Origin of the sequence: Devosia sp. Root635 (genome assembly GCF_001427605.1) — a bacterium.
In the GTDB taxonomy this organism is placed as follows: Bacteria; Pseudomonadota; Alphaproteobacteria; order Rhizobiales; family Devosiaceae; genus Devosia.
Map to the genome: position 1 here is coordinate 205,259 of NZ_LMGZ01000001.1, position 25,464 is coordinate 230,722.

26 protein-coding genes are annotated in these 25,464 nt (G+C 63.9%); 11 read left to right on the forward strand and 15 right to left on the reverse strand.

Annotated features, from left to right (window positions below):
• Nucleotides 1-39: 39 nt before the first annotated feature.
• The 3 genes from ASD80_RS01000 (at nt 40) to ASD80_RS01010 (ending at nt 3,198) form a co-directional block, all read left to right on the forward strand.
• Nucleotides 40-1,782, forward strand: a complete 1,743-nt coding sequence (locus tag ASD80_RS01000) for a pyrroloquinoline quinone-dependent dehydrogenase (RefSeq protein ID WP_056227669.1) — start codon at nt 40-42, stop codon at nt 1,780-1,782.
• A 68-nt stretch (nt 1,783-1,850) separates the two neighbouring features.
• Entirely contained in the window at nt 1,851-2,441 is a 591-nt protein-coding gene (locus tag ASD80_RS01005; RefSeq protein WP_056227672.1) for a c-type cytochrome, read from the forward strand.
• 4 nt (nt 2,442-2,445) lie between these two features.
• Nucleotides 2,446-3,198 (forward strand): hypothetical protein, encoded by a 753-nt coding sequence (locus ASD80_RS01010; RefSeq protein WP_156460262.1) that lies wholly within the window; start codon nt 2,446-2,448, stop codon nt 3,196-3,198.
• A 1-nt stretch (nt 3,199) separates the two neighbouring features.
• On the opposite strand, the gene ASD80_RS01015 is transcribed toward ASD80_RS01010, so the two are convergent.
• Complete coding sequence (locus ASD80_RS01015; protein ID WP_056227678.1) at nt 3,200-3,958, reverse strand: pentapeptide repeat-containing protein; 759 nt, start codon at nt 3,956-3,958, stop codon at nt 3,200-3,202.
• An 80-nt stretch (nt 3,959-4,038) separates the two neighbouring features.
• On the opposite strand from ASD80_RS01015, the gene ASD80_RS01020 reads away from it, so the two are divergent.
• Nucleotides 4,039-4,542 (forward strand): thermonuclease family protein, encoded by a 504-nt coding sequence (locus ASD80_RS01020; protein WP_082554955.1) that lies wholly within the window; start codon nt 4,039-4,041, stop codon nt 4,540-4,542.
• 42 nt (nt 4,543-4,584) lie between these two features.
• On the opposite strand, the gene ASD80_RS01025 is transcribed toward ASD80_RS01020, so the two are convergent.
• The 4 genes from ASD80_RS01025 to ASD80_RS01040 form a co-directional block, all read right to left on the reverse strand.
• Entirely contained in the window at nt 4,585-5,355 is a 771-nt protein-coding gene (locus ASD80_RS01025) for an ABC transporter ATP-binding protein (protein WP_056227683.1), read from the reverse strand.
• Nucleotide 5,356: 1 nt separating this feature from the next.
• The gene (locus ASD80_RS01030) at nt 5,357-6,088 is read right to left on the reverse strand and encodes an ABC transporter ATP-binding protein (RefSeq protein WP_056227686.1); all 732 of its coding nucleotides are present in this window, start codon (nt 6,086-6,088) and stop codon (nt 5,357-5,359) included.
• Nucleotides 6,067-6,795: an ABC transporter permease gene (locus ASD80_RS01035; RefSeq protein ID WP_200950186.1), complete on the reverse strand. Its 729-nt coding sequence runs from the start codon at nt 6,793-6,795 to the stop codon at nt 6,067-6,069. The genes ASD80_RS01030 and ASD80_RS01035 overlap by 22 nt, the downstream gene beginning before the upstream one ends.
• 65 nt (nt 6,796-6,860) lie before the next feature.
• A complete protein-coding gene (locus ASD80_RS01040) occupies nt 6,861-7,817 on the reverse strand; it encodes an ABC transporter substrate-binding protein (RefSeq protein ID WP_162247291.1) in 957 nt (318 codons plus the stop codon).
• 198 nt (nt 7,818-8,015) lie between these two features.
• Between ASD80_RS01040 and ASD80_RS01045 the strand changes: the two genes are divergently transcribed.
• The 4 genes from ASD80_RS01045 to ASD80_RS01060 are packed head-to-tail and all read left to right on the forward strand — an operon-like array spanning nt 8,016 to nt 11,386.
• Entirely contained in the window at nt 8,016-8,441 is a 426-nt protein-coding gene (locus ASD80_RS01045) for a hypothetical protein (RefSeq protein ID WP_056227696.1), read from the forward strand.
• 2 nt (nt 8,442-8,443) lie between these two features.
• Nucleotides 8,444-9,424 (forward strand): PQQ-dependent catabolism-associated beta-propeller protein, encoded by a 981-nt coding sequence (locus ASD80_RS01050; protein ID WP_056227698.1) that lies wholly within the window; start codon nt 8,444-8,446, stop codon nt 9,422-9,424.
• Nucleotides 9,417-10,583: an amino acid ABC transporter substrate-binding protein gene (locus tag ASD80_RS01055; RefSeq protein WP_156460263.1), complete on the forward strand. Its 1,167-nt coding sequence runs from the start codon at nt 9,417-9,419 to the stop codon at nt 10,581-10,583. Before ASD80_RS01050 ends, ASD80_RS01055 begins: the two co-directional genes overlap by 8 nt.
• A complete protein-coding gene (locus tag ASD80_RS01060) occupies nt 10,574-11,386 on the forward strand; it encodes an ABC transporter permease (RefSeq protein WP_200950188.1) in 813 nt (270 codons plus the stop codon). The genes ASD80_RS01055 and ASD80_RS01060 overlap by 10 nt, the downstream gene beginning before the upstream one ends.
• Nucleotides 11,387-11,442: 56 nt before the next feature.
• On the opposite strand, the gene ASD80_RS01065 is transcribed toward ASD80_RS01060, so the two are convergent.
• A complete protein-coding gene (locus ASD80_RS01065) occupies nt 11,443-11,883 on the reverse strand; it encodes a pseudoazurin (protein ID WP_056227702.1) in 441 nt (146 codons plus the stop codon).
• 202 nt (nt 11,884-12,085) lie between these two features.
• Between ASD80_RS01065 and ASD80_RS01070 the strand changes: the two genes are divergently transcribed.
• From ASD80_RS01070 to ASD80_RS01080, 3 genes are all read left to right on the forward strand, one after another.
• Nucleotides 12,086-13,498 (forward strand): ATP-binding protein, encoded by a 1,413-nt coding sequence (locus ASD80_RS01070; RefSeq protein ID WP_162247292.1) that lies wholly within the window; start codon nt 12,086-12,088, stop codon nt 13,496-13,498.
• A gap of 8 nt (nt 13,499-13,506) precedes the next feature.
• Nucleotides 13,507-14,208, forward strand: coding sequence for a response regulator transcription factor (locus ASD80_RS01075; protein ID WP_244488898.1), 702 nt, complete (start codon nt 13,507-13,509; stop codon nt 14,206-14,208).
• A gap of 69 nt (nt 14,209-14,277) precedes the next feature.
• Nucleotides 14,278-14,472 (forward strand): hypothetical protein, encoded by a 195-nt coding sequence (locus ASD80_RS01080; RefSeq protein WP_056227712.1) that lies wholly within the window; start codon nt 14,278-14,280, stop codon nt 14,470-14,472.
• Between the two features lie 10 nt (nt 14,473-14,482).
• Here ASD80_RS01080 and ASD80_RS01085 read toward each other — a convergent pair whose 3' ends face one another.
• From ASD80_RS01085 to ASD80_RS01125, 9 genes are all read right to left on the reverse strand, one after another.
• Nucleotides 14,483-15,490 (reverse strand): Gfo/Idh/MocA family protein, encoded by a 1,008-nt coding sequence (locus ASD80_RS01085; RefSeq protein ID WP_056227715.1) that lies wholly within the window; start codon nt 15,488-15,490, stop codon nt 14,483-14,485.
• Between the two features lie 16 nt (nt 15,491-15,506).
• The gene (locus ASD80_RS01090) at nt 15,507-16,364 is read right to left on the reverse strand and encodes a 2-hydroxy-3-oxopropionate reductase (RefSeq protein WP_056227718.1); all 858 of its coding nucleotides are present in this window, start codon (nt 16,362-16,364) and stop codon (nt 15,507-15,509) included.
• Entirely contained in the window at nt 16,361-17,146 is a 786-nt protein-coding gene (hyi, locus tag ASD80_RS01095) for a hydroxypyruvate isomerase (RefSeq protein WP_056227721.1), read from the reverse strand. Before hyi ends, ASD80_RS01090 begins: the two co-directional genes overlap by 4 nt.
• A 3-nt stretch (nt 17,147-17,149) precedes the next feature.
• On the reverse strand, nt 17,150-18,064 hold the full coding sequence (locus tag ASD80_RS01100) for a sugar phosphate isomerase/epimerase family protein (RefSeq protein ID WP_056227724.1): 915 nt from the start codon (nt 18,062-18,064) through the stop codon (nt 17,150-17,152).
• Nucleotides 18,065-18,073: 9 nt separating this feature from the next.
• A complete protein-coding gene (locus ASD80_RS01105; protein ID WP_056227727.1) occupies nt 18,074-19,102 on the reverse strand; it encodes a Gfo/Idh/MocA family protein in 1,029 nt (342 codons plus the stop codon).
• Nucleotides 19,103-19,106: 4 nt separating this feature from the next.
• Nucleotides 19,107-20,813, reverse strand: a complete 1,707-nt coding sequence (locus ASD80_RS01110; protein WP_056228214.1) for an ABC transporter ATP-binding protein — start codon at nt 20,811-20,813, stop codon at nt 19,107-19,109.
• Between the two features lie 10 nt (nt 20,814-20,823).
• Entirely contained in the window at nt 20,824-21,990 is a 1,167-nt protein-coding gene (locus ASD80_RS01115) for an ABC transporter permease (protein WP_156460265.1), read from the reverse strand.
• A gap of 9 nt (nt 21,991-21,999) precedes the next feature.
• Entirely contained in the window at nt 22,000-22,986 is a 987-nt protein-coding gene (locus ASD80_RS01120) for an ABC transporter permease (RefSeq protein ID WP_056227731.1), read from the reverse strand.
• A gap of 318 nt (nt 22,987-23,304) precedes the next feature.
• Complete coding sequence (locus ASD80_RS01125; protein WP_056227734.1) at nt 23,305-25,413, reverse strand: alpha-amylase family protein; 2,109 nt, start codon at nt 25,411-25,413, stop codon at nt 23,305-23,307.
• Nucleotides 25,414-25,464: the final 51 nt, after the last annotated feature.

Here is a 25,464-nt window from a genome sequence, read left to right on the forward strand (position 1 = left end):
CTAAGATGCAACAAAGCGTTCGGGGGGAGAGGTAAAATCATGATCCGCAATAAATTTTTGATCGGCGTCGCCGCCGCAACACTCATATCGGCCATGCCGGCCTTCGCCGACGATGCCACGCCGGAGCGCCTGTCGGCCGCCGGCACGGAAGCCGAGGCCGGGAACTGGCTGATGGTCCATCGGACCTATGACGCCAACCGCTTTTCACCGCTCGATGAAATCACCACCGACAACGTCGCCGGGCTGAAGCTCGCCTATGCGGTCCCGCTGGGCGGCACCGAGCCTGCCGGCTTCGGCCAGGGTGGCCTCGAGGCCACCCCCTTGGCCAAGGACGGCTTCCTCTACATCGTCGATCCGTGGGGCACCCCGTACAAGATCGACGTCTCCACCGGTGAACGCGGCGATGTCGTCTGGATCGGCGAGACCGGCGTCGACAAGGACCCGAACCGTCCGATCCTGCTTGCCAGCCGCGGCCTCGCGCTGTGGAACAATCTCGTGATCGTGGCGCTCAATGACGGTCGCGTCATGGCCTTCGACGACGAAACCGGCGATGTGGTCTGGGACGAACAGATTGCCACCGAGCCCGGCGAAGGCTTCACCAACGCCCCGCTCGCCCTCAAGGACAAGATTCTTGTCGGCCAGAGCTATGGCGACTGGGCCACGCGCGGCTGGATCGCGGCGCTCGATGCGGCGACCGGCGAGGAAGTCTGGCGCTTCTATACGGTTCCGGAGCCCGGGCAGCCGGGCAGCGAGACCTGGCTGTGCGACGAAACCGGCAATCCCGATTGCTGGAAAACCGGTGGCGCCGCTGCCTGGGTGACTGGTTCCTATGACGAAGCCAGCAACACGATTTACTGGGGCACGGGCAATCCGGTGCCGATGTACGATCCGGAATATCGCCCCGGCGACAACCTCTATTCCAACTCCTCGGTGGCGCTCGACGCCGATACCGGTGAGCTGAAGTGGCACTTCCAGTACACGCCCGGCGACTATATGGACTATGACGAGGTGGGTGTGCAGTTGCTGCTCGACACCGAAATCGACGGCGAGGCCCGCAAGGTCCTGGCTCACTTCGGGCGCAACGGCATTTTCTATACGCTCGACCGCTCCAACGGGTCGTTCATCAATGCCAGCCCCTATGTGAACAAGCTCAACTGGACCGCTGGTATCGACCCCAAGACCGGCATGCCGATGGAATATGACAGCAGCAAATCGCTGCAGGAATATGCCGCCGGTGCCTCCCGTCGTGGTGGCGAAAGCGTCGAGACCTGCCCGAATATCCAGGGCGGCGTGAACTTCTGGCCGACCGCCTACGATCCGACCACGGGCCTGGCCTTTGGCGCGGGTATCGAAGGCTGCTCCGACCTCACGGTCGACGCGGTTGCACCCGAAGACGTGGCCGCCGGTTCGAGCTTCTCGGGCGGTTCTGCCGCCGCCTCGGGCCTGCAGACCGGTTCCATCTTCTCCTACAATGTCGCCACCGGCGAACAGAGTGCAAAGGTCGACCGTCCGTATCCGAACTATGCCGGTGTCATGCTGACCCCCGGCCTGGTCTGGACCGGCGAGCTCGACGGAACATTCGGCGCCTATGACAGCAAGACGCTGGAGCAGAAGTGGAGCATGAACCTGGGCACGCCGTTCCAGGCGCCGCCGATCGCCTTCAGCGTCGGCGACAAGGAATACATCGCCATCGCTGGCGGTGGCATCTCGATCGCCGCCTTCGGCTATCCCGAGCTTGAGAGCAAGGCGACCGCCAACATGCTGTACGTATTCGAGCTCTAAGCTAAACCGCAATTGGAAGCCGCCGGGTCGTACGCGACCCGGCGGCGATTTTGATGAATGGATATCCTATGTCTTTGTTTTCCCGCATTCTGACTGCCGCAGCGGCACTCGTTATCGTGGCTCCGCTGGCGCTCACCGCCATGCCCAGCAACGCTCAATCCGATACCCCGGCGAGCGGTGGCGACTTCATGGGCTACCCGGTCACCGAATATATGGATGTGGGCCTGCTCGAAGGCGCCGATATCGAGAAGGGCCACGATGTCTACAATCGCGTCGGCATCTGCCTCAGTTGCCACGGCTGGAACGGCGATGGCATGGGCAAGAATCCACGGTCCGAGGGTGATGCCGCCAAGCTGCGCGAAAGCCTGCTCGATACTCAGGGGTTCATCGACGTTATTTCGTGCGGCATCCCCGGCACGCCGATGCCCTATCACAACAACCAGGCCTACAAGGATGGCGACGTCTGCTATGGCATGACCGCCGCCGACTTCGAAGCCGCCGACATGCCGCGCAAGGGCAAATCGATCCGTCCGGCCGACATCATCAACCTCGTGGCCTATATCCAGACCCACGTTCAGGGTGCTGGCGAGACGACCCTGGCACAATGCCAGGACTATTATGGCGACAGCGCCGGCAAGGTCTGCGCCAGTCTGGAGTAGGCCGGTGCCGCGTTTGAGGCCGTTGACGATTGCTCTCTGCATGGGGCTGGCCGGCATGGCCAGCTCCGCCAATGCGCAATTCGATCCCGCGCTGGTTCCTGTCTTTTCGATCTGGAACGTCACGCTGGGCCAGCCCGTATCCCAGATACCGGCCATGGAAGTGGTCGAGATTTCCTGCGGCACCAATGGCGGGCCGCCCTCGATCAAGCTGGCCGCCGGATTTTCGGACTTTGCCAAATGCCCGGCAGAACCATCGGGGCTGCACGAAGTCTATTTCGAAAACGACGACGAAATCGACTATCTCGCGCGCGCTCAGGAGGCGGAATACAAGGTGCTGCAGGGCGGCACCTCGATCTATGCCCATCCCGTCATGGTATCCGTGCTCGTCGACGACGGCTCCATCGTGCGCGGCATTCGCATCGTGACCGATGAGAGGGCCAGCACCCGCGAACGCCGCATCGCGGTGACCCTGGCGCGCAATCTCAAGGGCCGCTACGGCAGTTGGCAGCAGACATGCGACGACCTGCCGCCGCGCGCCGGCGAAAACCCGGTCGGCAACCAGTTCGTCCATGAAATCTGCACGGCGGACAGCCCTGATGGGACCGAGCGCATGCGGCTCGAATCGAGCTTCCTTCGCAAGAAGGGGCAGGATGCCTTCAATACGGACACCCAGCAGCTCAATGTTGGGTATTTTCAAAGCCAGACACGGCTGGAGGTGGTCCAGACACCCTACGAGCCGAGCCTGCCACCAGGTTGAGCTAGTCCTGGCGATGCCCGTCCTGCATGAAATTGTGCAGCATCTCGGTCTCTGCGAAGGCGCTGTCGGACACGCGGGCGCGGGTAAAACGCGAGCCGGCGACGGTGGCGTCCACGAAGCTGACGCCGTCCATGTCCGCGCCATAGAAATCGGTCAGCGTAATCACCGCATCGTCGAAGATGGCCCGCGCCATCTTGGCATTGGTGAAGCTGCCATTGTCGATGCGAACCCCGGTGAAGTTCGATCGGCCGATGCTGGAATCACTAAGATTGGTGCGCAGCATCGAGGCGCCGCTGAGGTCCGCATTGTTGAGGCGCACTTGCTTCATCACGGCGCCATCGAGATTGGCGCCAACCAAGGTCGCGCCAGTCATGCGCGCATGCTGCATCCGGGCGTTGGACAAGGTGGCATCGGTGAAGTCGGCACCGGACAATTGCGCCTCGTAGAAATAGGCCCCCGTGGCCGTGGCGCCCACGAAGCTGGCGCTGGTGAGGTTGGCCAGGTTGAAGTTGGTGCCGGTGACGTCGGCATGGTCGAAGATGGCGCCGGCGAGCACGGCCCGGTGGAACGTTGCGCCGCTCAGATTGGCGCCGCTGAAATCAACGCCGCTGAGATCCGCCGATTTGAAGCGGGCGTCGGTGAGATCGCAGCCGACGCATTCCTTTCGGGCGCCGCTCAGCAGGTCTTCCACCGGACCTGCCACTACCGGCGCCGCGCCCAGCGCCATGGCTGTCAATGCCGCAAACGCAATCATCTTCATCGGTTGCCTGCTTCCTGTTGTACGGCATCCTAGCCGAGGCTGCCGCTCATGTGTAACGAACAAGAATATTGGAGAATTCGATGAGACCTGTCCTGGCGGCCCTCCTGGCCTCCCTCGCCCTTGGCTGCGTCCCCGCAATGGCTGCGGAGGGCGATACGGTCACCGGGCCGGGGCGGACCATCGATGCCGATATCATCATGGTCGACAATCAGCGCGTCATCCTCTGGGGCGTGGATGCGCCCGAGCGCGACCAGATTTGTACGGTCGGGAGCCAGAAATGGGCCTGCTGGGACGCGGCCAAGCAGGCGCTTGACGGCATTCTGGCGCAGGGAGACGCCACCTGCGTCCTGACTGGCGTTGCCGACCCTTTCGGGCGCAGCCACGGCACCTGCACCATCGATGGCATGGATGTGGGAGAGGCTTTCGTCAGCACTGGCATGGCGCGGGCTTATCTCGACCAGACCGACGCCTATCTTGCGGCCGAAGAAGAAGCCAAGGCAGCCGGGCTGGGCGTCTGGCAGGCGGGCGCCAAGGTGGATGATCCGTGGGCCTGGCGTAAGCGCAATCCGGGCGGTTTCCGCTAAGGCGCGCCGCGATCTTTCAGATTCGCTCCAAGCGCTCTGGCTTTAGGGCCGGCTGTCGTCGGGTTCCGTCGGCGGGCGGCTGCCGCCCGTCAGGGCGACATAGGCTTCGGCCAAGGTTTCGGTTCCGGCCGACGCGATGACCTCGGCCGGCGTGCCGGCCAGGACCACGCGTCCCTTGGCGAGCAGCACGATCCAGTCAGCTGCCTCCACCTCGTCGACCAGATGGGTCGACCACAGGATCGAGGTGCCGTGCGCGTCCCGTTCGCGGCGCAAATGCTCCACCAGAGCGAGGCGCGCCGTGGTGTCCAGCCCCACGCTCGGCTCGTCCATCAGCAGCAGCTTTGGCTGGTTGATCAGCGCCCGGGCGATTTCCACCCGCCGCTGGTTGCCGCCCGAGAGCGTGCGAACCAGCCGATCGAGCAGGTCGCCGATATCGAGAAAGCGTGCCACCGCGTCGATCCTCCCGGCCAGGAGCTTGCCCGATAGCCCGAAGAGCTGCCCGTGAAATTTCAGATTGGCGCGCGTGGTCATGTCGAGATCGACCGACCTGGCCTGAAACACCACGCCGAGCTGCCGCAGGATATCGGAGCTCGCATCACCGTAGTCTTTCCCCAGCACCGCAACCGAGCCGCCATCGGGGGCAAACAGCCCTGCCGCCACCTGGAACAGCGTCGACTTGCCCGCGCCATTGGGGCCAAGCAGGCCGACAATTGCGCCCTCCTCCACCGAGAAGCTGACGGCGTCGAGCGCTTTCAGCGCGCCATAGGATTTGCTGACGGCATCGAACGAAATGACGGGGTTAGTTGCCAGCATCCTAATCTCCATCGCTTTCCAGGGCGCCGTCCAGCATGGCCCGGTAGTGCTCAAGGGTGGCCTGGTCACGTTTCGCGCCAGGAATGGGCAGCGTCACATCACCCACGATGCGGGCCGGGCGATGGCCGAGCAGGATGGCGCGATCCGCCAGCGCCGCGGCGTCTTCGGTGAGGTGGGAAACGAAAACCACGGTGGGTCGGCTTTCCGATACCAGCCGCGCGAAGAGCGCGTGGATTTCACCCACGAGCGTCCGATCGAGCGATACGAAGGGTTCATCCAGCAACAGCAGACTTGCATTGACCACCAGCGCCCGCGCCAGCGCCACGCGACGCTGCATGCCACCCGACAATTGGTAGGGATAAAGCGTCCCGGCTCCGGCCAGCCCCACCCGCTCCAGAACCTCCGCTGCCTTGTCCTGCGTGCAGGCAGGGTCGGCGGCGCGAATATTGTCGATAGCCGTCAGCCAGGGGAGCAGGCGGGGATCCTGGAAGACGAAACCGGGCGTGGGCGCGGCTCTGGCCGGCTGGCCGCCAATCTCGACACCGCCCGAAAATTCTGTGTCGATGCCGGCAATCATGCGCAGCAAGGTCGATTTACCGATGCCCGATGGGCCGACAAGCGCCACCACGCTCGAGGGCGCAATATCCAGTTGCAGCCCCTCGAACAGCGCGCCGGGCGCGGCCGGAAAACGCTTCTCGGCGATGTCGATCTTCAGTTCCGGACCGGTCGCCATCTCAATATCCGTCGCTCGAGCGGCCGCATGACGCCGTATTCAAAGGCCAGGACGACCAGGATGAAGGCCGTCGTATAGGCCAGGATGCCCGAAATGTTGAAGAACTGGAACATGATGCTGATCCGGTAGCCGATGCCGCCATCGCTGCCCAGCACTTCGAAAACCAGCACGATCTTCCAGATGAGGGAGAGCCCGGTGCGCGCTGCTGCCAGCACGAAGGGGGTCAGTTGTGGTATGAAGATCAGCCGCAGACGCCGCAGCGCCGACATGCGGAACACCGTGCCCAGCTCGTCCAGATCGTCGGAGAAGCTGCGGACGCCTTCGCGCACCGTGGCAATGACCAGCGGGACCTTGTTCATAATGACGGCAAGGATGAGCGACAGCTCGTTCAGCCCCAGCCAGATATAGAGGACGATGGCGATAACGATGGCCGGCAGGTTCAACCCCACCAGCAGCCAGCCCGAGAACAGCCGATCGACCCAGCGCACCCGGCCGAAGGCGATGCCGATGGCGGTGCCCAGGGCCATGGCGATGACAAAGGACATGGCGGCGCGCCACAGTGTCTTGCCCAGGTCGCCCAGCAGGCGCCCCTCGGTGGCGGCCTCCCACATCACCTGCGCCACCATGATCGGCGACGGGAACAGGCGATTGACGATGATCATGGACAGCACCTGCCAGATGACCAGCAGCAAAGGCAGGGACAACACTTCAAGCGCGCCGGCACGAGGCCGCCACGCGCTTGAAATGCGATGTTCTGAACCGTTATTCGAGGCTATTTGCGGTATCCCCGCCAGAAGGTGCCCGGATCCAGCTTGGTGTCTTCGCCAACCAGTTCGGAACCACCATATTCGGCCATCAGGGCGAACGCCTCCTTGGCCGCGCCCATCTTGGTGGGATTGTAGCTCGTGACGATCCCGGCGCGATAGTCGTCACGCAACTGGGCAAACAGCGCATCGTCGCCGTCGGCCCCCATCAGGGTCTGAAGCGGCGTCCAGGCGCTGTCGTCATTGAGCAGCAAGTCCTTGGCGTCGAACGAGGCATCAAGGAAGGCCACGATGGCTGCCTTCTTGTCCTTGGCGGTTTCATCGGTGAAGGTCCAGCCCAGCAGCGGCGGCTGTTCGGAAACGCCCAGCGCCGACAGCATGTCGGCCACCGACAGCAGTTCGGTGGCGCCGGCAACCTTGGCCCGCGCGTTCCACTGCCAGAAGTTCAGCGCCGCATCGGTACCGCCATTGGCCAGCAGTTCGTTGACCAGCGGAGGGGCGCCATAATTGGCCGAAACGTCATCCACCAGCTTGGTGCCGGTGACGCTGTTATAATAGGCCTGCAAGGTCACCCAGCTCTTGTCCACCGGGCCGCCTGCAACGGCAATCCTCTTGCCCTTGAGGTCTTCGACCTTGGTAATGCCGCTGTCGGGATTGACCATCAAGCCGCCAACGGCGAGCGAGTGCGGCACCATGGTCACCTTGTTGCCCTGGCTGCGCTGGATGGTCACCCAGACAAAGTCGGAGAGGATGACGTCCACCTCGCCCGCCTGCAGGGCGATCTGGCCGGCACGGCTATCGGCCAGGGGCCGTATTTCCAGCTCGAGCCCATGCTTGCTCGCCAGGCCATTGGCCATGATGGTCTCGATTTCCCACTGCACGGTGCCCGATTCCTGCACACCGACGACAAGTGTATTTGCCCCGCCATGCTGGGCCCAGGCCGGCGCCGCCGTAAGTGTCGCCATAGCCGCGAGACACAATTTTGTAAAAAGGCGCATCTGCCCTCCCTCCATTCCGATTGACTCGTACCGCTAGCACCCCGGCTCATCGGCGAACACAATGTAAGATATTGAGGCTCAACGATTGCAGGGCGTTGAGCGAGCCAACACAGTGCCGAGGTTTATTTTGGGTGTAAGCCGGAGTACCGGGACAAGGAGGGTTGCATGTTGGGTCTCAAGCGCGTGTGGGCGGGAGTATTGATTTTGGCGGCGTTGGCAACGCCCTCCTTCGCCGAGGGCAACCTGGCCGCGAATGCGACGCGCCTGCCCGACCTGATGATCGACAGTGCCAACCTGACCTTTTCGGAAACCAACTTCGAACTCGAAACCGGCAAATACTACCGGCTGCGCATCGTGCATGATGGTGGCGAGGAGCTCGCTGTCGTCGCGCCCGAGCTGTTCCGCAACTCCTGGATCAACCAGGTGATCATCAATGACCTCGAAATCACGCCCTATGGCCTCTACAGCGTCGAGTTCGACGATGAAGGCACGATCGATATCTGGTTCGTGCCCATTCGTCCCGGTGAGTACAAGTTCTGGGCCGATGGCTATGAAAACCGCGGCCTTGCTGGAACGTTCGTGGTGAAATGACCATGAAACGCATCATCGCAGGCGCCCTGGCGCTGGTCACTTTGTGCATGTCCGTCACGGTGGCCGCAGCCGCCGGCACGGGCCTGATCTTCGTCTCCAACGAAAAAAGCCACGAGGTCGTGGTGCTCGATGCCGACTACAGCATCGTCAAGCGGATCGAGACATCGCGCCGGCCTCGCGACATGCATTTCAACGCCGACAAGACCCTGCTCTATGTGGCTTGTGGCGACGATGACGTCATCGACGTGATCGATGTCGCGACGCTGGAAGTGGTGGACAATATTCCCACGGGGCCGAGCCCGGAGGTGTTTGCCTTCTCGCCGGATGAAACGCAGCTCTTCGTCTCCAACGAGGAAGACTCGCGTCTCGAAGTGATCGACATGGCTAGCCGGATCTCGGTGATGGACATCCCCACCGGGGCGGAGCCGGAGGGCGTGCTGGTGATGCCCGACGGCAAGACCGCCTATGTCACCTCCGAGGTCGCCGACATGGTCCACGTCGTGGACGTTGCAAGCGGAGCCGTGACCAAGAATATCCTGGTCGGTACGCGCCCCAGGCGGTTTATCCTGACCCCCGATGGCAGCGAGCTCTGGGTCAGTTGCGAGCTGTCGAGCGAGATATACATCATCGATACCGCGACCAACGAGATCAAGGGCGACAGCCTCATCTTCGTCCCGCCGGGCTTTCGCGAGGAAGATGTCACGCCGGTCGGAATGGCGATCACCAAGGATGGCAGCAAGGTGCTGCTGAGCCTGGGACGCGCCAACCACGTCGCCATCATCGATGCGGCGACGCATGATGTGCTGCAATATGTCCTCGTGGGCAAGCGCGCCTGGTCGGTTGACCTCTCAAGCGATGAAACGCGGGCCTATGTGGCCAATGGCCTGTCCGACGATATCACGGTGATCGACATGGCCAGCATGTCGGCCATCCAGTCCATTCCCGTCGGGCGCGTGCCGCATTCGGTGGTGATCGATGACTAGGCTCATGGGTGCGGCGGCACTGACGCTGGGATTGCTGAGCAGCAGCGTTGCGGCGGCGGAGGTGACCATCGGCTATCTCGGCCTCACCGATGATGCCCGCTATCACCCCGATATCGTCTATACGCGCATCGAGATCGCGCCGGGGGGCAATCCCATCGACGGCGCGACCATGGGCGTGTCAGACTTGGCGGTCGTCTCCGATGCGGTGGGGCAAACCGTCTCGCTCGATCACGTCGAGGCGGCCGATGCGCCCGCGCTGATCGCCACGCTCAAGGACATGGTCGGCAAGGGCGAACATTTCGTCATCCTCGACCTGCCGGCGGACCTGGTGGACCAGGTGGCGGCCGCTGCCGCGGACCTGCCGGTCACCCTGGTCAACGCCACGGCGCCCCAGGATTATCTGCGGACCCGCTGCTACCCCAACCTGCTGCACACTGCCGCCTCGGACCGCATGAATGCCGATGCCATGGTCCAGTTGCTGCGCACCCGGAACTGGACCCGCATTCTCATGCTGGTGGGCCCACACGAGCGCGACGCCGAAATGGCGGCGTCCTTCCGCGCCTCCGCCGAGAGGCTGCGGCTCGATATCGTCGACGAACGTCAGTTCACCCTCTCCACCGACCCGGCCAACCGGGAGGCCAACAACACCCAGTTGATTACCGGTGGCGCCGACTACGACATCATCTACATCGCCGACAGCGAAGGCGAATATGCCCGCTATCTGCCCTATGATACCCAGTTGGCGCGCCCGGTGGTGGGATCGACCGGCCTCGTCGCTAGCGAATGGCAATGGTCGTGGGACCGGGACGGCTCGACCCAGGTCACGGTGCGGTTCGAGGAATTGACCGATGGGCGCCGCATGACGGGGCAGGATTGGGCGACCTGGATGGCAGCCAAGTCCATCGTCACCGCCTATGCCAAGGCCCGCTCGGATGACCCGGCCGACATCGCCGCCTATCTGCGCAGCAGTCGCCTGCGCATGGATGGCGCCAAGGGCGTGCAGCTCAATTTCCGCGAATGGGACGGACAGATGCGCATGCCCATCGTGCTGGCCACCCACAACGCCGTCATTGCCGAGGCGCCGCTCGAAGGGTTCCTGCATCAAACGACGACCCTCGACACACTGGGAACAGACCAGCCCGAGCATCAATGCCAATAACGCTCTCCCATATGTGGCTGGGCCTTTACGCCATCGCCTGGCGCGAAGTGGCCAAGTTCCTGCACCAGACCGAGCGCCTGCTCTCCGCACTGGTGCGTCCGGCGCTGTGGCTAGTGGTCTTTGCGACCGGGCTGCACGACCTGCTGGGGGTGTCTATCGTCGAGCCCTACCGGACCTACACGCCCTATCAGGAGTATATTCTGCCGGGCCTGGCAGGCATTGTGGTGCTGTTCCAGTGCATGCAGTCGGCGCTGTCCATGGTCTATGATCGGGAAGCCGGCGTCATGCGGGTCATGCTGGTTTCGCCGCTCCCGCGGGGTTTCCTGCTGTTTGCCAAGATCATGGGCGCCACCATCCTGTCGGTGCTGCAGGTCTATGCCTTCCTGATCCTGGCGCGCCTGTTCGGCTACCATTTTCCGCCCTGGGGCGAGCTTGCCGTGCTGCCGGCCATCATACTGTCGGGCCTTATGCTTGGCGCCATCGGGCTGCTGGTATCGGTCTACACGCCCAAGATCGAGAATTTCGCCGGCATGATGAACTTCGTGGTCTTTCCGATGTTCTTCCTGTCCTCGGCGCTCTATCCGCTATGGAAGCTGCGCGAGGCGGGGGCCGAGCCCATCTACTACCTGTCCCTCGCCAACCCCTTCACCCACGCGGTCGAGCTGATGCGCTATGCCGCCTATGGGCAGGTCAACTGGGTTTCCCTGGCCGTGGTGGCGGGCTTTGCAATCGTCGCATTCCTGCTGGCGGCCCATGGCTACAATCCCCAGGCCGGCGCCATTCGCCAGGTCAAGCGTGACTAAGGCAAAACAAAACCGGCAGTGCGAGGCACTGCCGGTTCAAACCTGAGCGACGGGCGCTACTGGATCTGGCTGTAGAATTCCTCAAACTTGTCGGCCACCTTGGGCGGCACCCGCGCGGCCTTGAGAGCGTCGAGATTGGCCGGGGCCTCGCCCACCACGATCATGCCAACCATGCCCATGGCGAAATGCGGCAGGCACTTATAGGCATAGGCGCCCTCGACATCGAAGGTTACGCTGAACTCTTCGTTGATCTTGCCCTTGAACGGCTCGGCCCCTTCGGGGATCATGTCCTTGATCGTTTCGGCGTTGTGCCCCTTGTCGACGGGCACAAATTTCACGGTATCGCCGGGCGCGATCTGCAGGAATGCCGGTTCGAAAACCATGTTCCCCGCTTCGCCCTTGTTGAGCATATGAACTTCGAACTCTGCGGCGCCGGCCGAAAAGCTGAAAAGACTGAAGGCCGCGACAGCCGCCACGGTAAAGATGGACTTCAACATACGTCTCCTTGCTACGTGATCCGCCGACCGGGATTCTCACACAGCCATTTTGAATGGGCGTTCGCAATCGGCGCGCCCGCGTATCGTCAAACTACAAGCGGCGCGGGGAAAGAGGGCTTATTTAGCTTATTGGCAAAGCCAAGACTGTGCCAAAACGCACAGGGCGGTGGGTCGTTCCATGAGATCAGGGGGATGGATTGAGGTGAGGCGGCGCAGGCTTGTTCTGATCCTTGCAAATGTGGTGTGGCTGCTGGCCGTGCTTGGCCTGGCGGGCTGGACCCTGTCGAACGATGCACGCCGTGCCACCCGCATGAATGGCCTGGCAGCGGAAATGTCCAGCATTCAGGATGTCGACGCCGCCATCGCCAATTATGCGGCCCAGCTTGCCCGGTTCTTCCTCCTGGGCCGGGATCAGCAGGCCGATCTGCGCAGTGCCAGATTGGCGATCGAGCGCGCCTTCGTCACGTTCGCCCAGACGGCCCGGACCCAGGTTGCGATAGCGATCGACGCGGACGAAACCCAGGACGCCTTGCGCGACGTCGAGAATGCGCGCCGCATGCTCGAGCTTTACCATGCCATCGACCAGGCCACCGCACGCGCCATTGTGCTCGATCGGGATCACCAGCCGGCGCAGGCCATGACGGTCTATGAGGGCGAGGTGGACTTTCGCCTGTCCACCGAGTTTGCCGCTTTGCTCGACGATGCCCGTACCGGCGGCCAGACGCGGATCGACGCCGCCGGACGAACCGCTGCCGTGGCCCGCCAGCAGGCGCTGATCGCCTGGAGCCTTGCCGCGGCAAGCGGCGCGATCCTGCTCGGGCTGACCGCTCTTATGTTGTGGCGCAGGCCCTCACCCGCCGCCGACACTTTGGCGCAGGCCTACGAGGCCCGCGCCGAGGAGTTGCGGGACAGCAATCGGCGGCTGCGTGAAACCGACGCTCGGCGAGGGCAATTCCTCGCCGATGTCAGCCACGAACTGCGCACGCCCTTGACCATCCTGCGGGGCGAGGCCGACGTTGCGCTGTTGCCCAGGGCCGGGCCGGAGGAACAACGCCGGTCGCTTGAACGCATCCAGGACCAGGCAGAAGAGCTAGGGCAGCTCCTGGATGACCTGATCGCCTTTGCGCGTTTCGAAGGCGAGGCCCTTCCCCTGCACCTGGCGCCGGTGCTGCTCGGCGACTTGCTGGCCGCGGCCGTGGATGATGCGGAGGCCCTTGCCGAACCGCGCGAGGTGGTGCTGGACCTTTCAATGACCGCCCGAGGCGTGTGGGTTTCGGCGGAGGCCCGGCGGCTGAAGCAGGCGCTGATCATCGGCATCGACAATGCCATCAACCATTCGCCACCGGGCAGCACGGTCAAGGCGTCGCTTGCAGCCACCGAGGCGGGCGCGGAAATCCGGATATCGGACCAGGGTTCGGGTATTTCCGCCGAAGATGAGGAGCGGGTGTTCGACCGGTTCTATCGTGGCAGCGGCAGCACGGGTCTGGGCATCGGGCTTGCCATCGCCAAAGGCATTGTCGATCAACATTCTGGAACAATCACATTGACCAATGACGATGAAGGCGGGGCCACACTGACCATCGTGTTGCCACTCCATGCCGGGCCATTGCCGTGAAGATACTGGTGATCGAAGACGACCGGCGCATTGCCGCCTTCCTTGAGCGAGGGCTGTCGGCCGAGGGCTACCATGTCAGCGTGGAGCGGGACGGGCGGGACGGGCTCGAACGCGTTCGTGCGGACCAGTTCGATCTGGTTATCCTCGACCGCATGCTGCCCTATGTGGATGGGCTCGAAGTGTGCCGCGTCATCCGCGAGGAGCAATTGCCGGTCACGGTACTGATGCTGACCGCAAAGGACAGCCTGCAGGACAAGATCGAGGGCCTCAAAGGCGGCGCGGACGATTACCTCACCAAGCCATTCGCCTTCGACGAACTGCTGGCGCGCATCGTCGCCCTGCGCCGGCGCAATCTCGGCCACGATCACTCCCGACAAATCCGGGTCGGCGATCTCGTGCTTGATCCCGCCGCCCATCGCGTCACCAAAGCCGGCGAGCCGTTGCAACTGACCCTGCGCGAATTCGAACTGCTGGCCTATCTCATGGCCAATGCCGACAAGGTCGTCAGCCGACAGCGGCTGCTGAACAGTGTCTGGGACTATGGCTACGATCCCGGCACCAAGATCGTCGATGTCTATATCCGCTACCTGCGCAGGAAGATCGACCTTCCCAACGGCCCCTCGCTGATCCAGACCGTGCGGGGCGTCGGCTATATGATGTCGCGGCCGGACGAGGCTTTCTCTCCAAATTCTAACCAGGGCCTCAATTGAGGCTAACCTGGTACGCGTAGCATCGCTCCCCAGTGGCAGGCCCGTCGCCTGCAGCGATGGAGTGACGCTATGGACGAATGGCCCCCGGTTCGCTGCCCCCGCTTCGATGGCGAACGCCTGGAGAGCTACCGCCGGCGCGTCGAGCAGGTCACGGAGATCGTGACCAAGTTCCGACGTGGCCTCTATTCGGCCGAGGTCGCCGACGAAATGGAAGCCCTGCTCGACCGCCTCCGCTCGCCCGAGCTCGCAGAAGAACAGGCCTAGACGCCCGACGTCAGCTTCCTACCCGGACCCAGCCGCCGCTCCGTTCGCTCTCGATGATCGCGTCGAGTACGCTCATGGACCGGATCGCGTCCTCGACATCGTAGGGCAAGGCCTGGCGACCCAAAACCGCCAAGGCGAAGGCCTCGGCCATGTCGGCATATTGATCGCTGGGCGGGATGATTTCGCGGCGCGACAGGTGGCCATCGACACTGTGGCCGGAATCGATGGTGAGTGCCGTCGCCTCGCCCTGGCGCGGGGTGAACGGCACGCAAATCTCCGCACGAGCCCTGGTGCCGAGTATGTGTATCGACTGGTTGCGGCTCAACTGGGTGGACACCATGAAGACCATCTGACGGCCATCCCCGAAATCGGCAATGATGCTGGCCTGCCTGTCGGTTCCGAAGGTGGGATCGCGGTCGACCAGCGCCACGACGCGCAACGGTTCGGCCTCGAAGAAGAAGCGGCCGCTGGTTACGGCATAGCCACCGATGTCCAGCAGGGCCCCGCCCCCGGTGTCGGGCCGGTTGCGGATATTGTCGGGTTTGACATTGTGGTAGTTGAAGGTGGCGCTGATCCCGCGGACCGTGCCGAGTTCGCCCGAGCGCACGATCTCGCGCATGCGCAGCCATTGGCCGTGGAAGCGCACCATGAAGCCTTCCATGATCAGGCGGTCCGCCCTGGCGCCGCGCAGCTTGCCGGCCTCGTCGGCAGTGATGGCGATGGGCTTTTCGCACAGCACATGCTTGCCGGCGGCATTGGCGGCCAGGGTCAGCTCGACATGCAGGTGGTTGGGCAGCGGGTTGTATATGGCGTCGATTTCCGGATCGGCCAGCAGCGCCTCATAGGATCCGTAGGCCTTGCCGATCCCCAGCGCCTGGGCGGCGGCGCGTGACCTGCCCAGGTCGCGCGAGGCGATGGCGACGACCTCTGAATGCGGAGATTTCCGGATGGCGGGAATGACTTTGGTCAAACCGATATTGGCGGTCGACAGAATACCCCAGCGCACCTTGCCGGACATGCGTCTCTCCGTCCGTTCAGGGTGCGAGGGTCTTGATCAGGGCCGAGTGATCCTCGTCGCCCAGCCCTTCGGCCAAAGCCTTGTTCATCAACTGCTGCAGGCTGGCCGAATGCGGCAGGTAGAGGTCGAGCGCCTTGGCGGCCTCCATGGCGAGGCCGATATCCTTGCGATGCAGGCGGATGCGGAAGCCGGGATCGAAGGTGCCCTTGACCATGCGGTCGCCATGGACTTCGAGAATGCGCGACGCGGCAAAGCCCCCCATCAGGGCCTCGCGCACCTTGGCCGGATCGGCCCCGGCCGCCTTGGCCAGCGACAGGCCCTCGGCCACCGCCTCGATGGTGAGCCCGACGATGACCTGGTTGACCACCTTGGCCGTCTGCCCGGCCCCGACCTCGCCGATGCGGGTGATGTTCTTGCCCATCAGGTCCAGCAGCGGCCGGGCACGGTCGAAATCGGCTTCCGACGCGCCAACCATGATGGTGAGCGACGCCGCCTTGGCGCCGACCTCGCCCCCCGAGACGGGAGCATCGACATAGCCGGCGCCGCGTTCGGCGATACGGGCGGCGAAGCCCTTGGTGGCCACGGGCGAAATCGAACTCATGTCGATCACCAGCTTGCCGGCCGAAAGACCTTGGGCAACGCCATCGGCGCCGAACAGCACTGCCTCCACATCCGGCGTATCGGGCACCATGAGGATGACGATATCCGTCGCCTCGGCAACGGCCCGCGCACTATCCAGCGCCCTGCCCCCCGCTTCGACGAGATGGTGGGATACATCCTTGACCCGGTGGAGATAGACCTCGTGTCCGGCGGCGATCAGGTGGCCCGCCATGGGGCGCCCCATGACGCCCAGGCCGATGAAACCGATCTTCATGCGCGTATGCTCCAATCCTTGAACCAGCCCAGCCCGGCGCTGGTGCCGGCCAGGGGCTTATATTCGGCGCCCACCCAGCCGGTGTAACCGGCTTCGTCCAGCGCCTTGAAGATATTGGCGTAGTTGATCTCACCGGTCCCCGGCTCGTTGCGGCCGGGATTGTCGGCAATCTGCACATGGGCGATGCGCGCTTGCAGCCGCCTGAAGGTCGGCAGCAGGTCACCCTGCACCACCTGCATGTGGTAGAAATCATATTGCAGGTAGAGGTTGTCATGGCCGACGGCGGCGGCGATACGCTCGTAGTCGTCGGTGGAATTGACGAGGAAACCCGGAATATCGCGGGTATTGATCGGCTCCAGCAGCAGCTTGATGCCGACGGATGCCAGGCGCGGCGCGGCATAGCGCAGATTGTCGATCAGCACCGCCTCGAGCGCGGCGCGATCATGACCCGCCGGAGCGATGCCGGCGAGGCAGTTGACCTGCTGGCAACCGGTGGCCTCGGCATAGGCAATGGCTGTGTCTATCCCCTGGCGAAACGCCTCGACCCGATGTGGGTGGCAGGCAATGCCGCGCTCTCCCGCCGCCCAGTCGCCGGCCGGCAGGTTGAACAAGGCCTGGGCCAGCCCGTTCTCGGCCAGCACGGCCTTGAGATGGGCCGGGTCCTGGTCATAGGCGCCGACATATTCCACCGCGCCGAACCCATCTTTCGCCGCCGCCGCGAAACGGTCGAGAAACGGCAGGTCCGGATAGAGCATGGAGATATTGGCGGAAAAGCGCGGCATCGCTCAGGCTCCCTTGAGCGGGCCAGGATAGCGCGTGAAATCGCCGCCCCGGCACACCTTGAGATAGTTGAGCGCGTGGACCTGGCCGACCATTTCCAGTTCCTCGCGATAGACCGGATCGTGCCAGCCCTCGATATCGATGGAACCCGACCAGCCGGCCAGGCGCAGCTCGGAGATCACATCGGTCCAGTTGGTGTCGCCGAAGCCGGGCGTCCGCATCCACACGGCCTTTTCCTTGCCACCATAGCCCTGCGACTTGATGACGTCCCAGCGAATGGTCGCGTCCTTGCCATGCACGTGGAAGAATTTGTGGGCCCATTTGCGGATCTGCGGCAGCGGGTCGATCAGATAGACCATCTGGTGGCACGGCTCCCATTCGAGGCCCAGATTGTCCTCGGGCACCTCGTTGAACATCAGCTCCCACGCATCGGGATTGTGGGCGATGTTCCAGTCGCCGCTTTCCCAATTGCCGCGCATGGAGCAGTTCTCGAAGGCGATCCTGACGCCCTTGTCGGCAGCACGCTTCGACAGCTCGGACCACACCTTCCGGAACTGGGGCAGGCTTTCCTCGATGGGCCGATTGCGGATGCGGCCGGTGAAGCCGGCGACACAGGTGGCGCCGAAGTGGTGCGCATTGTCGATCAGGGCTTCCCAGCCGCGCAGGGTGTCGATGTCCTTGGGCTGTTCTTCCAGCGGATTGCCGAACATGCCCAGCGTCGACATGGTGACGTCGCGGTCCCCGATCACATCCTTGAGCCGCTTGGCCAGTTCGGGCAGGTCCTTGTTCACGATCTGCCAGAAATAGGGCTCGATGCTCTCGAAGCCATGCGGCAGGATGTCCTTGAGATACCCCACCGGATCGGGCTCGTGCCCGCGGATCATGGTGCCGATGCGGATGGCCTTGGGGTCGATGCTCATGACTGTCTCCTAGATGACGATTTCGACGCGCCCGCCCTGCCCGACGCTGTCGATGGCGCCGAGAACCATGGCGAGGCTCTTGATGTTTTCGTGGCCGACCGTTTCGGGCACGGGTCCGCCGCGCGTGGCGGCGATGAAGTCGGTGATGACGCCCAGATGGCCGCCGATGCGGTCGGCCGGATCGAGCACCGGAATGGCGACAGGCTCGACGGCGGGGAGCAACTGGCCGGCGCCCGGAACGCTGCGCTCGGCGCGGATATCGTCGGCGCCGTCCCAGACCACGCTGCCGGCCGTGCCGACGATGCGCCAGGCGCTCTCCCAGCTCGTGCGCAGGCCGGGCGCGCACCACGAGCCGCGATAGGTGAAGACGGCGCCGCCGGCGAAGCGGAAGCTGGCAAGCGCCGAGGAGCCCTCGCGATACCAACTGCCGGCCGGGTTCCACTCTTCGGCATAGACCGAGCTTGCCGCGTCATCGGCAACGAAGCGCGCGGCGTCGAAGGTGTGGATGGCCATGTCGAGCAGCAGCACATGGGCCATCTGCTCGCGGAACCCGCCGAAATGGGGATCGAGGAAAAAGTCGCAGTGAATGGCTGTCAGTTCGCCGATGGCGCCGGAAGCGACCAGCCGGCGGATACGCCGGAGCTGGGCCAGATAGCGCCGGTTCTGCACGACGACATGGAGACGGTCGGCCGCCCTGGCGCGTGCGACCAGGTCGCGGGCCTGTTCCATGGTCTCGGCCATGGGCTTTTCCGACAGCACATGCGCGCCGGCCGCGAGCGCTGTCGAGACGATCTCGTGCCGTGCCGCCGGAATGGCGACGTCGAGCACGATATCCGGCGTCAGCCGCGCCAGCATGGCCTTGAGATCGGTGCCGATTTCGGGCGCTATGCCCTGCTCCTCGGCGCGTTTTTCGGCATTGGCGGGATAGATATCGACGATGCCGACAATGTCGACGCCGCCAATGGTCCTGATGGCGTCGAGCCATTTGCGGCTCATGGCGCCGGCGCCGGCAAGCACGGCTTTCTGATGGGTGGTCATGGTCTCAGGCAGTGGGTTGCAGATCGGGGTTGAAACGGGTGCGATGCAGCATGCGCTTGTGGCGCGGGTCGGGATTGGGCACCGCCGAAATCAGGGCGCGGGTATAGTCGGCATCGGGCGCGGTGCAGATTTTGTCGGCCGGGCCCACCTCCACCACCTTGCCGCGATGCATCACCGCGACGCGGTCGCAGAAGTAGCGCACCACCGAAATGTCGTGCGAAATAAAGATGAAGGACAGATCGAGCCGCTGCTGGATGTCCAGCAACAGGTCGAGAATCTGGCTGCGGATCGACACGTCGAGCGCCGAAGTCGCCTCGTCGGCGATGACCACCCTGGGATCGAGCGCCAAAGCGCGGGCAATGCCGATGCGCTGGCGCTGGCCGCCGGAAAAGGCGTGCGGATAACGCTCCATTACGGCCGGGTCGAGCCCGACCAGACCCAGCAGTTCGGCCACCTTTTCCTGGATTTGCCTTGCCGTATGCCCCCCGGCGACAACCAGCGGATCTCCGACGATCTGGCCGATGGTCATGCGCGGATTGAGCGAGGCGAACGGATCCTGGAAAATCAGCCGCACATCGGCGTGGAATTTCCGCAGGCCTGATTTGGAGAGCGCCGTGACATCGACGTCCCGACCCTGGCGATCCTTGTAGAGCACCTGGCCCGAACTCGGCTCGACCGTGCGCAGGATCAGGCGTCCCAGCGTGGTCTTGCCCGAACCGCTTTCGCCGACAATGCCGAGATTTTCGCCGGCATTGAGGGTGAGGCTGACATCGTCCACCGCCTTGACCGCGAATTTGCTGGTGCCGAGGAATCCCTTGGCGCCGCCATAGGTCTTGGCGAGGTTGCGGATGGTAAGGATCGGACCCGGTTCGCCCCGCTGCCCGGCGCGGACTTCGGCCGCCTGTTCCAGCTTGAGGGTCGAGGCCAGCAGGCGCTTGGTATAGGGGTGCCTGGGGGCGTGGAAAATGTCGTCGACCGAACCCTGCTCGACGATCTTGCCGAAGCGCATCACAGCCACGTCGTCGGCCACTTCGGCCACCACGCCCATATCGTGGGTGATGAGCAGCATGGCCATGCCGCGCTCCACCTGCAGGCGCTTGATGAGATCGAGAATTTCGGCCTGGGTGGTCACGTCGAGCGCCGTGGTGGGCTCGTCGGCAATCAGCACGTCGGGATTGCAGGCCAGGGCCATGGCGATCATGGCGCGCTGGCGCATGCCGCCGGAAAATTCGAACGTGTAACGGTCGGCCATTTCGGCAGGATTGGGGATTTCGACCTGGCCCAGCAGTTCGATGGTGCGGGCGCGGGCCGCCTTCTTGTCGAGCCCGGCATGCAGGCGCAGCATTTCGTCGATCTGGCTGCCGATCGTGTGGACCGGTGACAACGAGGCCATGGGCTCCTGGAAGATGAGACCGATGCGGGCGCCGCGTACCGCGCGCACCTCTCGGCTATTGGCAGCCAGCGGAGCCAGGTCGAGCTCAATATGGTCGGTGCGCAGCAGGATGCGCCCACCGACCATCTGGCCGGGTCGATCCACAATGCGCAGCAGCGCGCGGGCCGTCACCGACTTGCCCGAGCCGCTTTCGCCCACCAGCGCCAGGGTGCGGCCGCGATAGAGGTCGAAACTGACATTGCGCACGGCATGCAGGATATGGGTGCGCAGGTGAAAATCGAGCGACAGGTCTTCCACGCTCAGGATGGGACTATCCATGGTCGTCTCCTCAGCTTTCATAGGGATCGGCGGCATCGCGCAGGCCGTCGCCGAAGAAGTTGAAGGAGAGCACCGCGATGACCACGGCCAGGCTCGGCCAGATCAGCAGCCACGGCGCGGTGGAGATGGAGCGGATATTCTGGGCATCCTGCAGCAGCACGCCCCAACTCACGACCGGCGCCTTGAGGCCGACGCCGAGGAAGGACAGCGAGGTTTCGGCGATGATCATCGAGGGCACGGCCAGCGTCACCACGGCCAGGATATGGCTGGTGAGCGAGGGCAGGATATGCCGGAAGATCACCCGCCGCTCGCTCGATCCATCGAGCTTGGCGGCGGTGACGAAATCCTCGTTGCGCAGGGCGAAGAAGCGGCCGCGCACTTCGCGGGCAAGGCCGGTCCAGCCCAGCAGCGATACGATGACGGTGATGACGAAATAGACCTGCACCGGCGACCAGGTGAGCGGGATGGCCGCGGCAAGGCCGAGCCAGAGGGGAATTGTGGGCATGGCGCTCACCACCTCGATGATGCGCTGCACCACCGTATCTATCCAGCCGCCGAAATAGCCCGAAATGCTGCCGAGCACGACGCCCAGCATGAGCGACAGGCAGACGCCGATCAGCCCGATCGACATGGAAATGCGGGTGCCGTAGATGAGCCGGCTCAACAAGTCGCGCCCCAGGCGGTCGGCGCCGAGCAGGTACATGGGCTGGGTGGGATCGAGCGGCCCCATCAGGTGGCGGTTGCTCTCGAAAAGCCCCCAGAACTTGTATGCCGGTCCCTCGACGAAAAAGCCGATGGGCACGACGATCGAGTCATCGACCACAAAGGTTCGGCGCAGGGCTTCCTGGTCGATCTCGACCTTGTAGCCCTTGATATGCGGCTGGAACGTGCCCTCGGGCGTGAACAGGCCGATGCTCTGGGGCGGGGCATAGGTGAACTGGGCCCGGCTGGTATCGGGCAGGCCCGGCGCCAGAAATTCGGCAAGGGCGGCGACCAGATAGAGCGCCAGGATCACCCCGCCACAGAACACGGCCAGTTTCTGGGCCAGGAATTTGCGGGCGATGAGCGTCCATTGGCCGGCCGCGGCGTCCGATGTCGGGGCGAGACCGGGCTTGAGGCCGCTGATGGCGGGGCCATCTTCGAGCACGGCGTCGTCGAGGCTGGGGGTCATGGTCATGCCGGCACCTCAGTTGAAGCGAATGCGCGGATCGAGCAGCGCGAGCAGGATGTCGGATACCAGCATGCCCGCCAGGGTCAGCACGCTGAGCAACAGGATGAAGCTGCCGGCCAGATACATGTCCTGGGCCACCAGCGCCCGCAGCAGCAGCGGCCCGGCCGTGGGCAGGTTGAGCACGATGGCGGTGATGGTGACGCCGGACACCAGCTCGGGCAGCACCCAGCCAATAGCCGAGACGAAGGGGTTGAGCGCGATGCGCACCGGGTATTTCACGATCACCTTGTATTCGGGCAGGCCCTTGGCGCGCGCCGTGGTGACATAGGGCTTGGCAAGTTCATCGGTGAGATTGGCCCGCAGGATGCGGATCATTGCGGCAGTACCAGACGTGCCGATGACAATGATGGGAATCCACAGATGCATGATGAGATCCCAGAGCTTGGCCCAGCTCCAGGGGGCATCGACATATTCGGGAGAATAGAGCCCGCCCACCGACTGGCCGAACACGCGGAACGAGACATACATCAGCGTCAGCGCGAAGATGAAATTGGGCACGGCCAAGCCGATGAAACCCAGGAAGGTGAAAACATAGTCGCCCACCGAATGGCGCCGCACGGCCGAGTAGATGCCGATGGGCAACGACACCGCCCAGACGAAGAGCAGCGCGGCAAAGGAAAGCGCCAGCGTCGAACCCATGCGCGACCAGATCACTTCGGCGACCGGCTGGTTCCATTCGAAGGAAAAGCCGAAATCGCCCCGGAACAGGATGCCGGCCATCCACTTGCCATATTGCAGCCAGATGGGCTGATCGAGGCCGTATTGCGAGCGCAAGCGCTCGACGGTGGCCGCGTCGATCGGCGCCCCACCATCGGCTAGGGTCGACATGAGCGAGGTGAGGTAGTCACCCGGCGGCAGTTGGATGATGGCGAACGAAATGATCGACATGCCGATCAGCGTCGGGATCATGTAGACCAGCCGCTTCAAAATATAGCTCAGCACGACGACCTCTCCTCCTCGGGCTTTGCGCGCATCATCGGCTCCTTCGCCTCCCACCCCGACTCAGGGTTCGGCCACCCCTCACCCCTTGTGGGAGAGGGTGGAAATCCGCGTCCAGCGGATTTCCGGGTGAGGGGGTACCGCGCCATCCCATGCTTCAATGTCGGCGGATGGCTCAGTGCCCCCTCATCCGCCCTTCGGGCACCTTCTCCCACAAGGGGAGAAGGGAAAGAGGCCAACCCCAGCGCGCAAGGCGAACACTCTCCCTCAAGGGAGAGGGTGGGATGGAGCCGCACCGCTTCCGCGCATATCTGCAACACACTACTCCCAGCTCAACTGGACCACTTCCATGGTTTCCAGCCCCGGCACATCCACCACGGCGCGCCCATCCACAAGGTCGAACGGCACATCGCGGCCGGCGACCAGCAGCCGCGCCTTGCCGACGCGCCGCCCCCCTGGCACCTCAATCGTGACTTTTAGCTGGCCGACCGGCCAGGTCTCGCGCAAGGGGCCCTTCATCATCATCGGATTGGTGAGGTTGAGCAGGCACAGCGCCCTGCCCTCGTCACCGTCATGCAAGGCGATATCGAAGACGCCGCGCCCCTCGATCTCTATTTGCGGCGCCTTGCCCAAAGCCCATTTGACGGCATTGGCGATCAGCCGCCCCTGGTCGGGCGCCAGATAGGTCCAGAACACCTCGCCGATATTCCACGGCACATAGACCACGCGACCGCCCGCCGCGGTGCTGCGCGCCACAACGCCCGCGCCCTGGGGCGGCAGGCGCGGATAGACTTCCTCCATCGGCAGGTCGGGGAAGTCAGGCACGGTCAGGAAGGGCAGGTCAACATCGACCATGGGTTCGACCGCAATAAGCTGCGTACCCCCGATGATGCGCTGCGCCGTGCCAAAGCCCTCATTGATCGGGTGGAGGCCATTGAGCGCGACATAGCTGTTGCGCACCCCGCTGCGCGGCGGGCTGGTCATGGTGACGCCGAAGACATCGGCAAGGCCGAAATCGGCGCGGGCCTTGCCCTTCTCGTCGTAGAGCGAGGTTTCATGCGCCGCAACGACACTGCCGCCGGCAGCGACATAGTCGCGGATGGCCTGGCACTGGGCATCGGACAGGTAGGTGGCATTGGCCAGGATCACCAGCTTGAAGCGCCCGAGCGCTTCGGCACTCATCACCTGATCGGAGAGAAATTCGAAGGGCAGCCGCGCCTCGACCAGCGCCTGGTAGACGCCCAGGTCGTTGAGCTCGGCGAGATGCCGCTTCTCCGGCGCCCAATGGCGCAGGGTGGTGGCCGGGTCGATGACGGCGATTTCGGCGGTCGGCTGCATCTGGCCGAGCACCGGCTCCAGATCGGCATGGAGATTGAAGGAGTCCACCACCGGCTCGACCCAGCGGTCGTCGGGAATGCAGGCGTTGAACTTGGTGAACCAGGGGAACAGGCCCTGGGTGATGCCGGCATGCACCCATTGCTCGATTTCGGGACCGGTCTGCACCGAATCCTTCCAGCGCGGCTCCTCCTCCGGTCCGATCGAAGTGATGAGGCCTACGGGGCGATCGCGGAAGGTGGCGCGGATGCGCTTTCCGTTGCGGCCGGCCGACCAGCCCAGCTCCACATTGCGGCGGCCCTGGTGGTCGACGAACAGGATGGGGCAATGCTTCTGGATGACCGACAGGTCGAATTCCATCAGCGACGATCCGCTCATATTCGGAATGAAGCTGGCATGGGGGCGCACGGCTTTGACCGCGTCGTCCCAATGGGCCACGAGGCGGGTGAGCACGGTGCGGCGCCAGGCTGCCCAGGCCTGCCACACCGGATCGGCGGCATTGCTGCCCTCGGGCAGGTCATGGCCGGTCGCTTCCCGGAAATTATCCTCGCAGGCCTGGCAATAGCAGACGCCATGACCCTGCCAACGGTTTCCGAACAGGGCGTCGATGTCGTATTTTTCGGCGATCTCGACGATCACCTGGGTTATGAAATCGAAATTGTAGCTCGAATAGGCACAGGTGACGTAGATGCCCGGCAAAGCCCAGTGCTCGCGCGGCTTCCGATCCCTGGTCAGCGATACCCATTCGGGATGCGCCTCGGCGGCGTCGGCATGGATGGCGTGGGGGTCGACGCGGGCCATAACATGCATGTCGAGCTTGCGCGCCTCATCGACCAGCGTGCCGAACGGGTCGGTATCACCCAGATATTTCGAGACGTAATGCAGGGGAATTTCGCTGGGATAATAGGCGATATAGCCGCCCGCCGACAGACAGAGGGCATTGGATCGCGTGCGCTTGAACACATCGACCCAGAAGGCCGGATCGTAGCGCTGCGGATCGTCCTCGACGAAGGTGAGCTGGGTCCAGCGCGTCGCCGTCTTGTACCAGTCTTGAGTACGCAATTGGGCTTCTGGTCGGTCTTCGAGCTTGAGCATCGGGGCGTCCGGGTCTTGGCGTGAGAAAATCACGCCGGCGACGACAGGCGT

What these genes read in the sequence shown, in the direction of transcription:
- ASD80_RS01080 (WP_056227712.1), top strand. Translation starts at nt 14,278, where the DNA reads ATGGACGAATGGCCCCCGGTTCGCTGCCCCCGCTTCGATGGCGAACGC.
- ASD80_RS01100 (WP_056227724.1), bottom strand. Translation starts at nt 18,064, where the DNA reads ATGAGCATCGACCCCAAGGCCATCCGCATCGGCACCATGATCCGCGGG.
- hyi (WP_056227721.1), bottom strand. Translation starts at nt 17,146, where the DNA reads ATGCCGCGCTTTTCCGCCAATATCTCCATGCTCTATCCGGACCTGCCG.
- ASD80_RS01105 (WP_056227727.1), bottom strand. Translation starts at nt 19,102, where the DNA reads ATGACCACCCATCAGAAAGCCGTGCTTGCCGGCGCCGGCGCCATGAGC.
- ASD80_RS01040 (WP_162247291.1), bottom strand. Translation starts at nt 7,817, where the DNA reads ATGGCGACACTTACGGCGGCGCCGGCCTGGGCCCAGCATGGCGGGGCA.
- ASD80_RS01085 (WP_056227715.1), bottom strand. Translation starts at nt 15,490, where the DNA reads ATGTCCGGCAAGGTGCGCTGGGGTATTCTGTCGACCGCCAATATCGGT.
- ASD80_RS01115 (WP_156460265.1), bottom strand. Translation starts at nt 21,990, where the DNA reads ATGACCATGACCCCCAGCCTCGACGACGCCGTGCTCGAAGATGGCCCC.
- ASD80_RS01055 (WP_156460263.1), top strand. Translation starts at nt 9,417, where the DNA reads ATGACTAGGCTCATGGGTGCGGCGGCACTGACGCTGGGATTGCTGAGC.
- ASD80_RS01050 (WP_056227698.1), top strand. Translation starts at nt 8,444, where the DNA reads ATGAAACGCATCATCGCAGGCGCCCTGGCGCTGGTCACTTTGTGCATG.
- ASD80_RS01045 (WP_056227696.1), top strand. Translation starts at nt 8,016, where the DNA reads ATGTTGGGTCTCAAGCGCGTGTGGGCGGGAGTATTGATTTTGGCGGCG.
- ASD80_RS01025 (WP_056227683.1), bottom strand. Translation starts at nt 5,355, where the DNA reads ATGCTGGCAACTAACCCCGTCATTTCGTTCGATGCCGTCAGCAAATCC.
- ASD80_RS01110 (WP_056228214.1), bottom strand. Translation starts at nt 20,813, where the DNA reads ATGGATAGTCCCATCCTGAGCGTGGAAGACCTGTCGCTCGATTTTCAC.
- ASD80_RS01090 (WP_056227718.1), bottom strand. Translation starts at nt 16,364, where the DNA reads ATGAAGATCGGTTTCATCGGCCTGGGCGTCATGGGGCGCCCCATGGCG.
- ASD80_RS01000 (WP_056227669.1), top strand. Translation starts at nt 40, where the DNA reads ATGATCCGCAATAAATTTTTGATCGGCGTCGCCGCCGCAACACTCATA.
- ASD80_RS01125 (WP_056227734.1), bottom strand. Translation starts at nt 25,413, where the DNA reads ATGCTCAAGCTCGAAGACCGACCAGAAGCCCAATTGCGTACTCAAGAC.
- ASD80_RS01005 (WP_056227672.1), top strand. Translation starts at nt 1,851, where the DNA reads ATGTCTTTGTTTTCCCGCATTCTGACTGCCGCAGCGGCACTCGTTATC.
- ASD80_RS01015 (WP_056227678.1), bottom strand. Translation starts at nt 3,958, where the DNA reads ATGAAGATGATTGCGTTTGCGGCATTGACAGCCATGGCGCTGGGCGCG.
- ASD80_RS01020 (WP_082554955.1), top strand. Translation starts at nt 4,039, where the DNA reads ATGAGACCTGTCCTGGCGGCCCTCCTGGCCTCCCTCGCCCTTGGCTGC.
- ASD80_RS01060 (WP_200950188.1), top strand. Translation starts at nt 10,574, where the DNA reads ATGCCAATAACGCTCTCCCATATGTGGCTGGGCCTTTACGCCATCGCC.
- ASD80_RS01065 (WP_056227702.1), bottom strand. Translation starts at nt 11,883, where the DNA reads ATGTTGAAGTCCATCTTTACCGTGGCGGCTGTCGCGGCCTTCAGTCTT.
- ASD80_RS01030 (WP_056227686.1), bottom strand. Translation starts at nt 6,088, where the DNA reads ATGGCGACCGGTCCGGAACTGAAGATCGACATCGCCGAGAAGCGTTTT.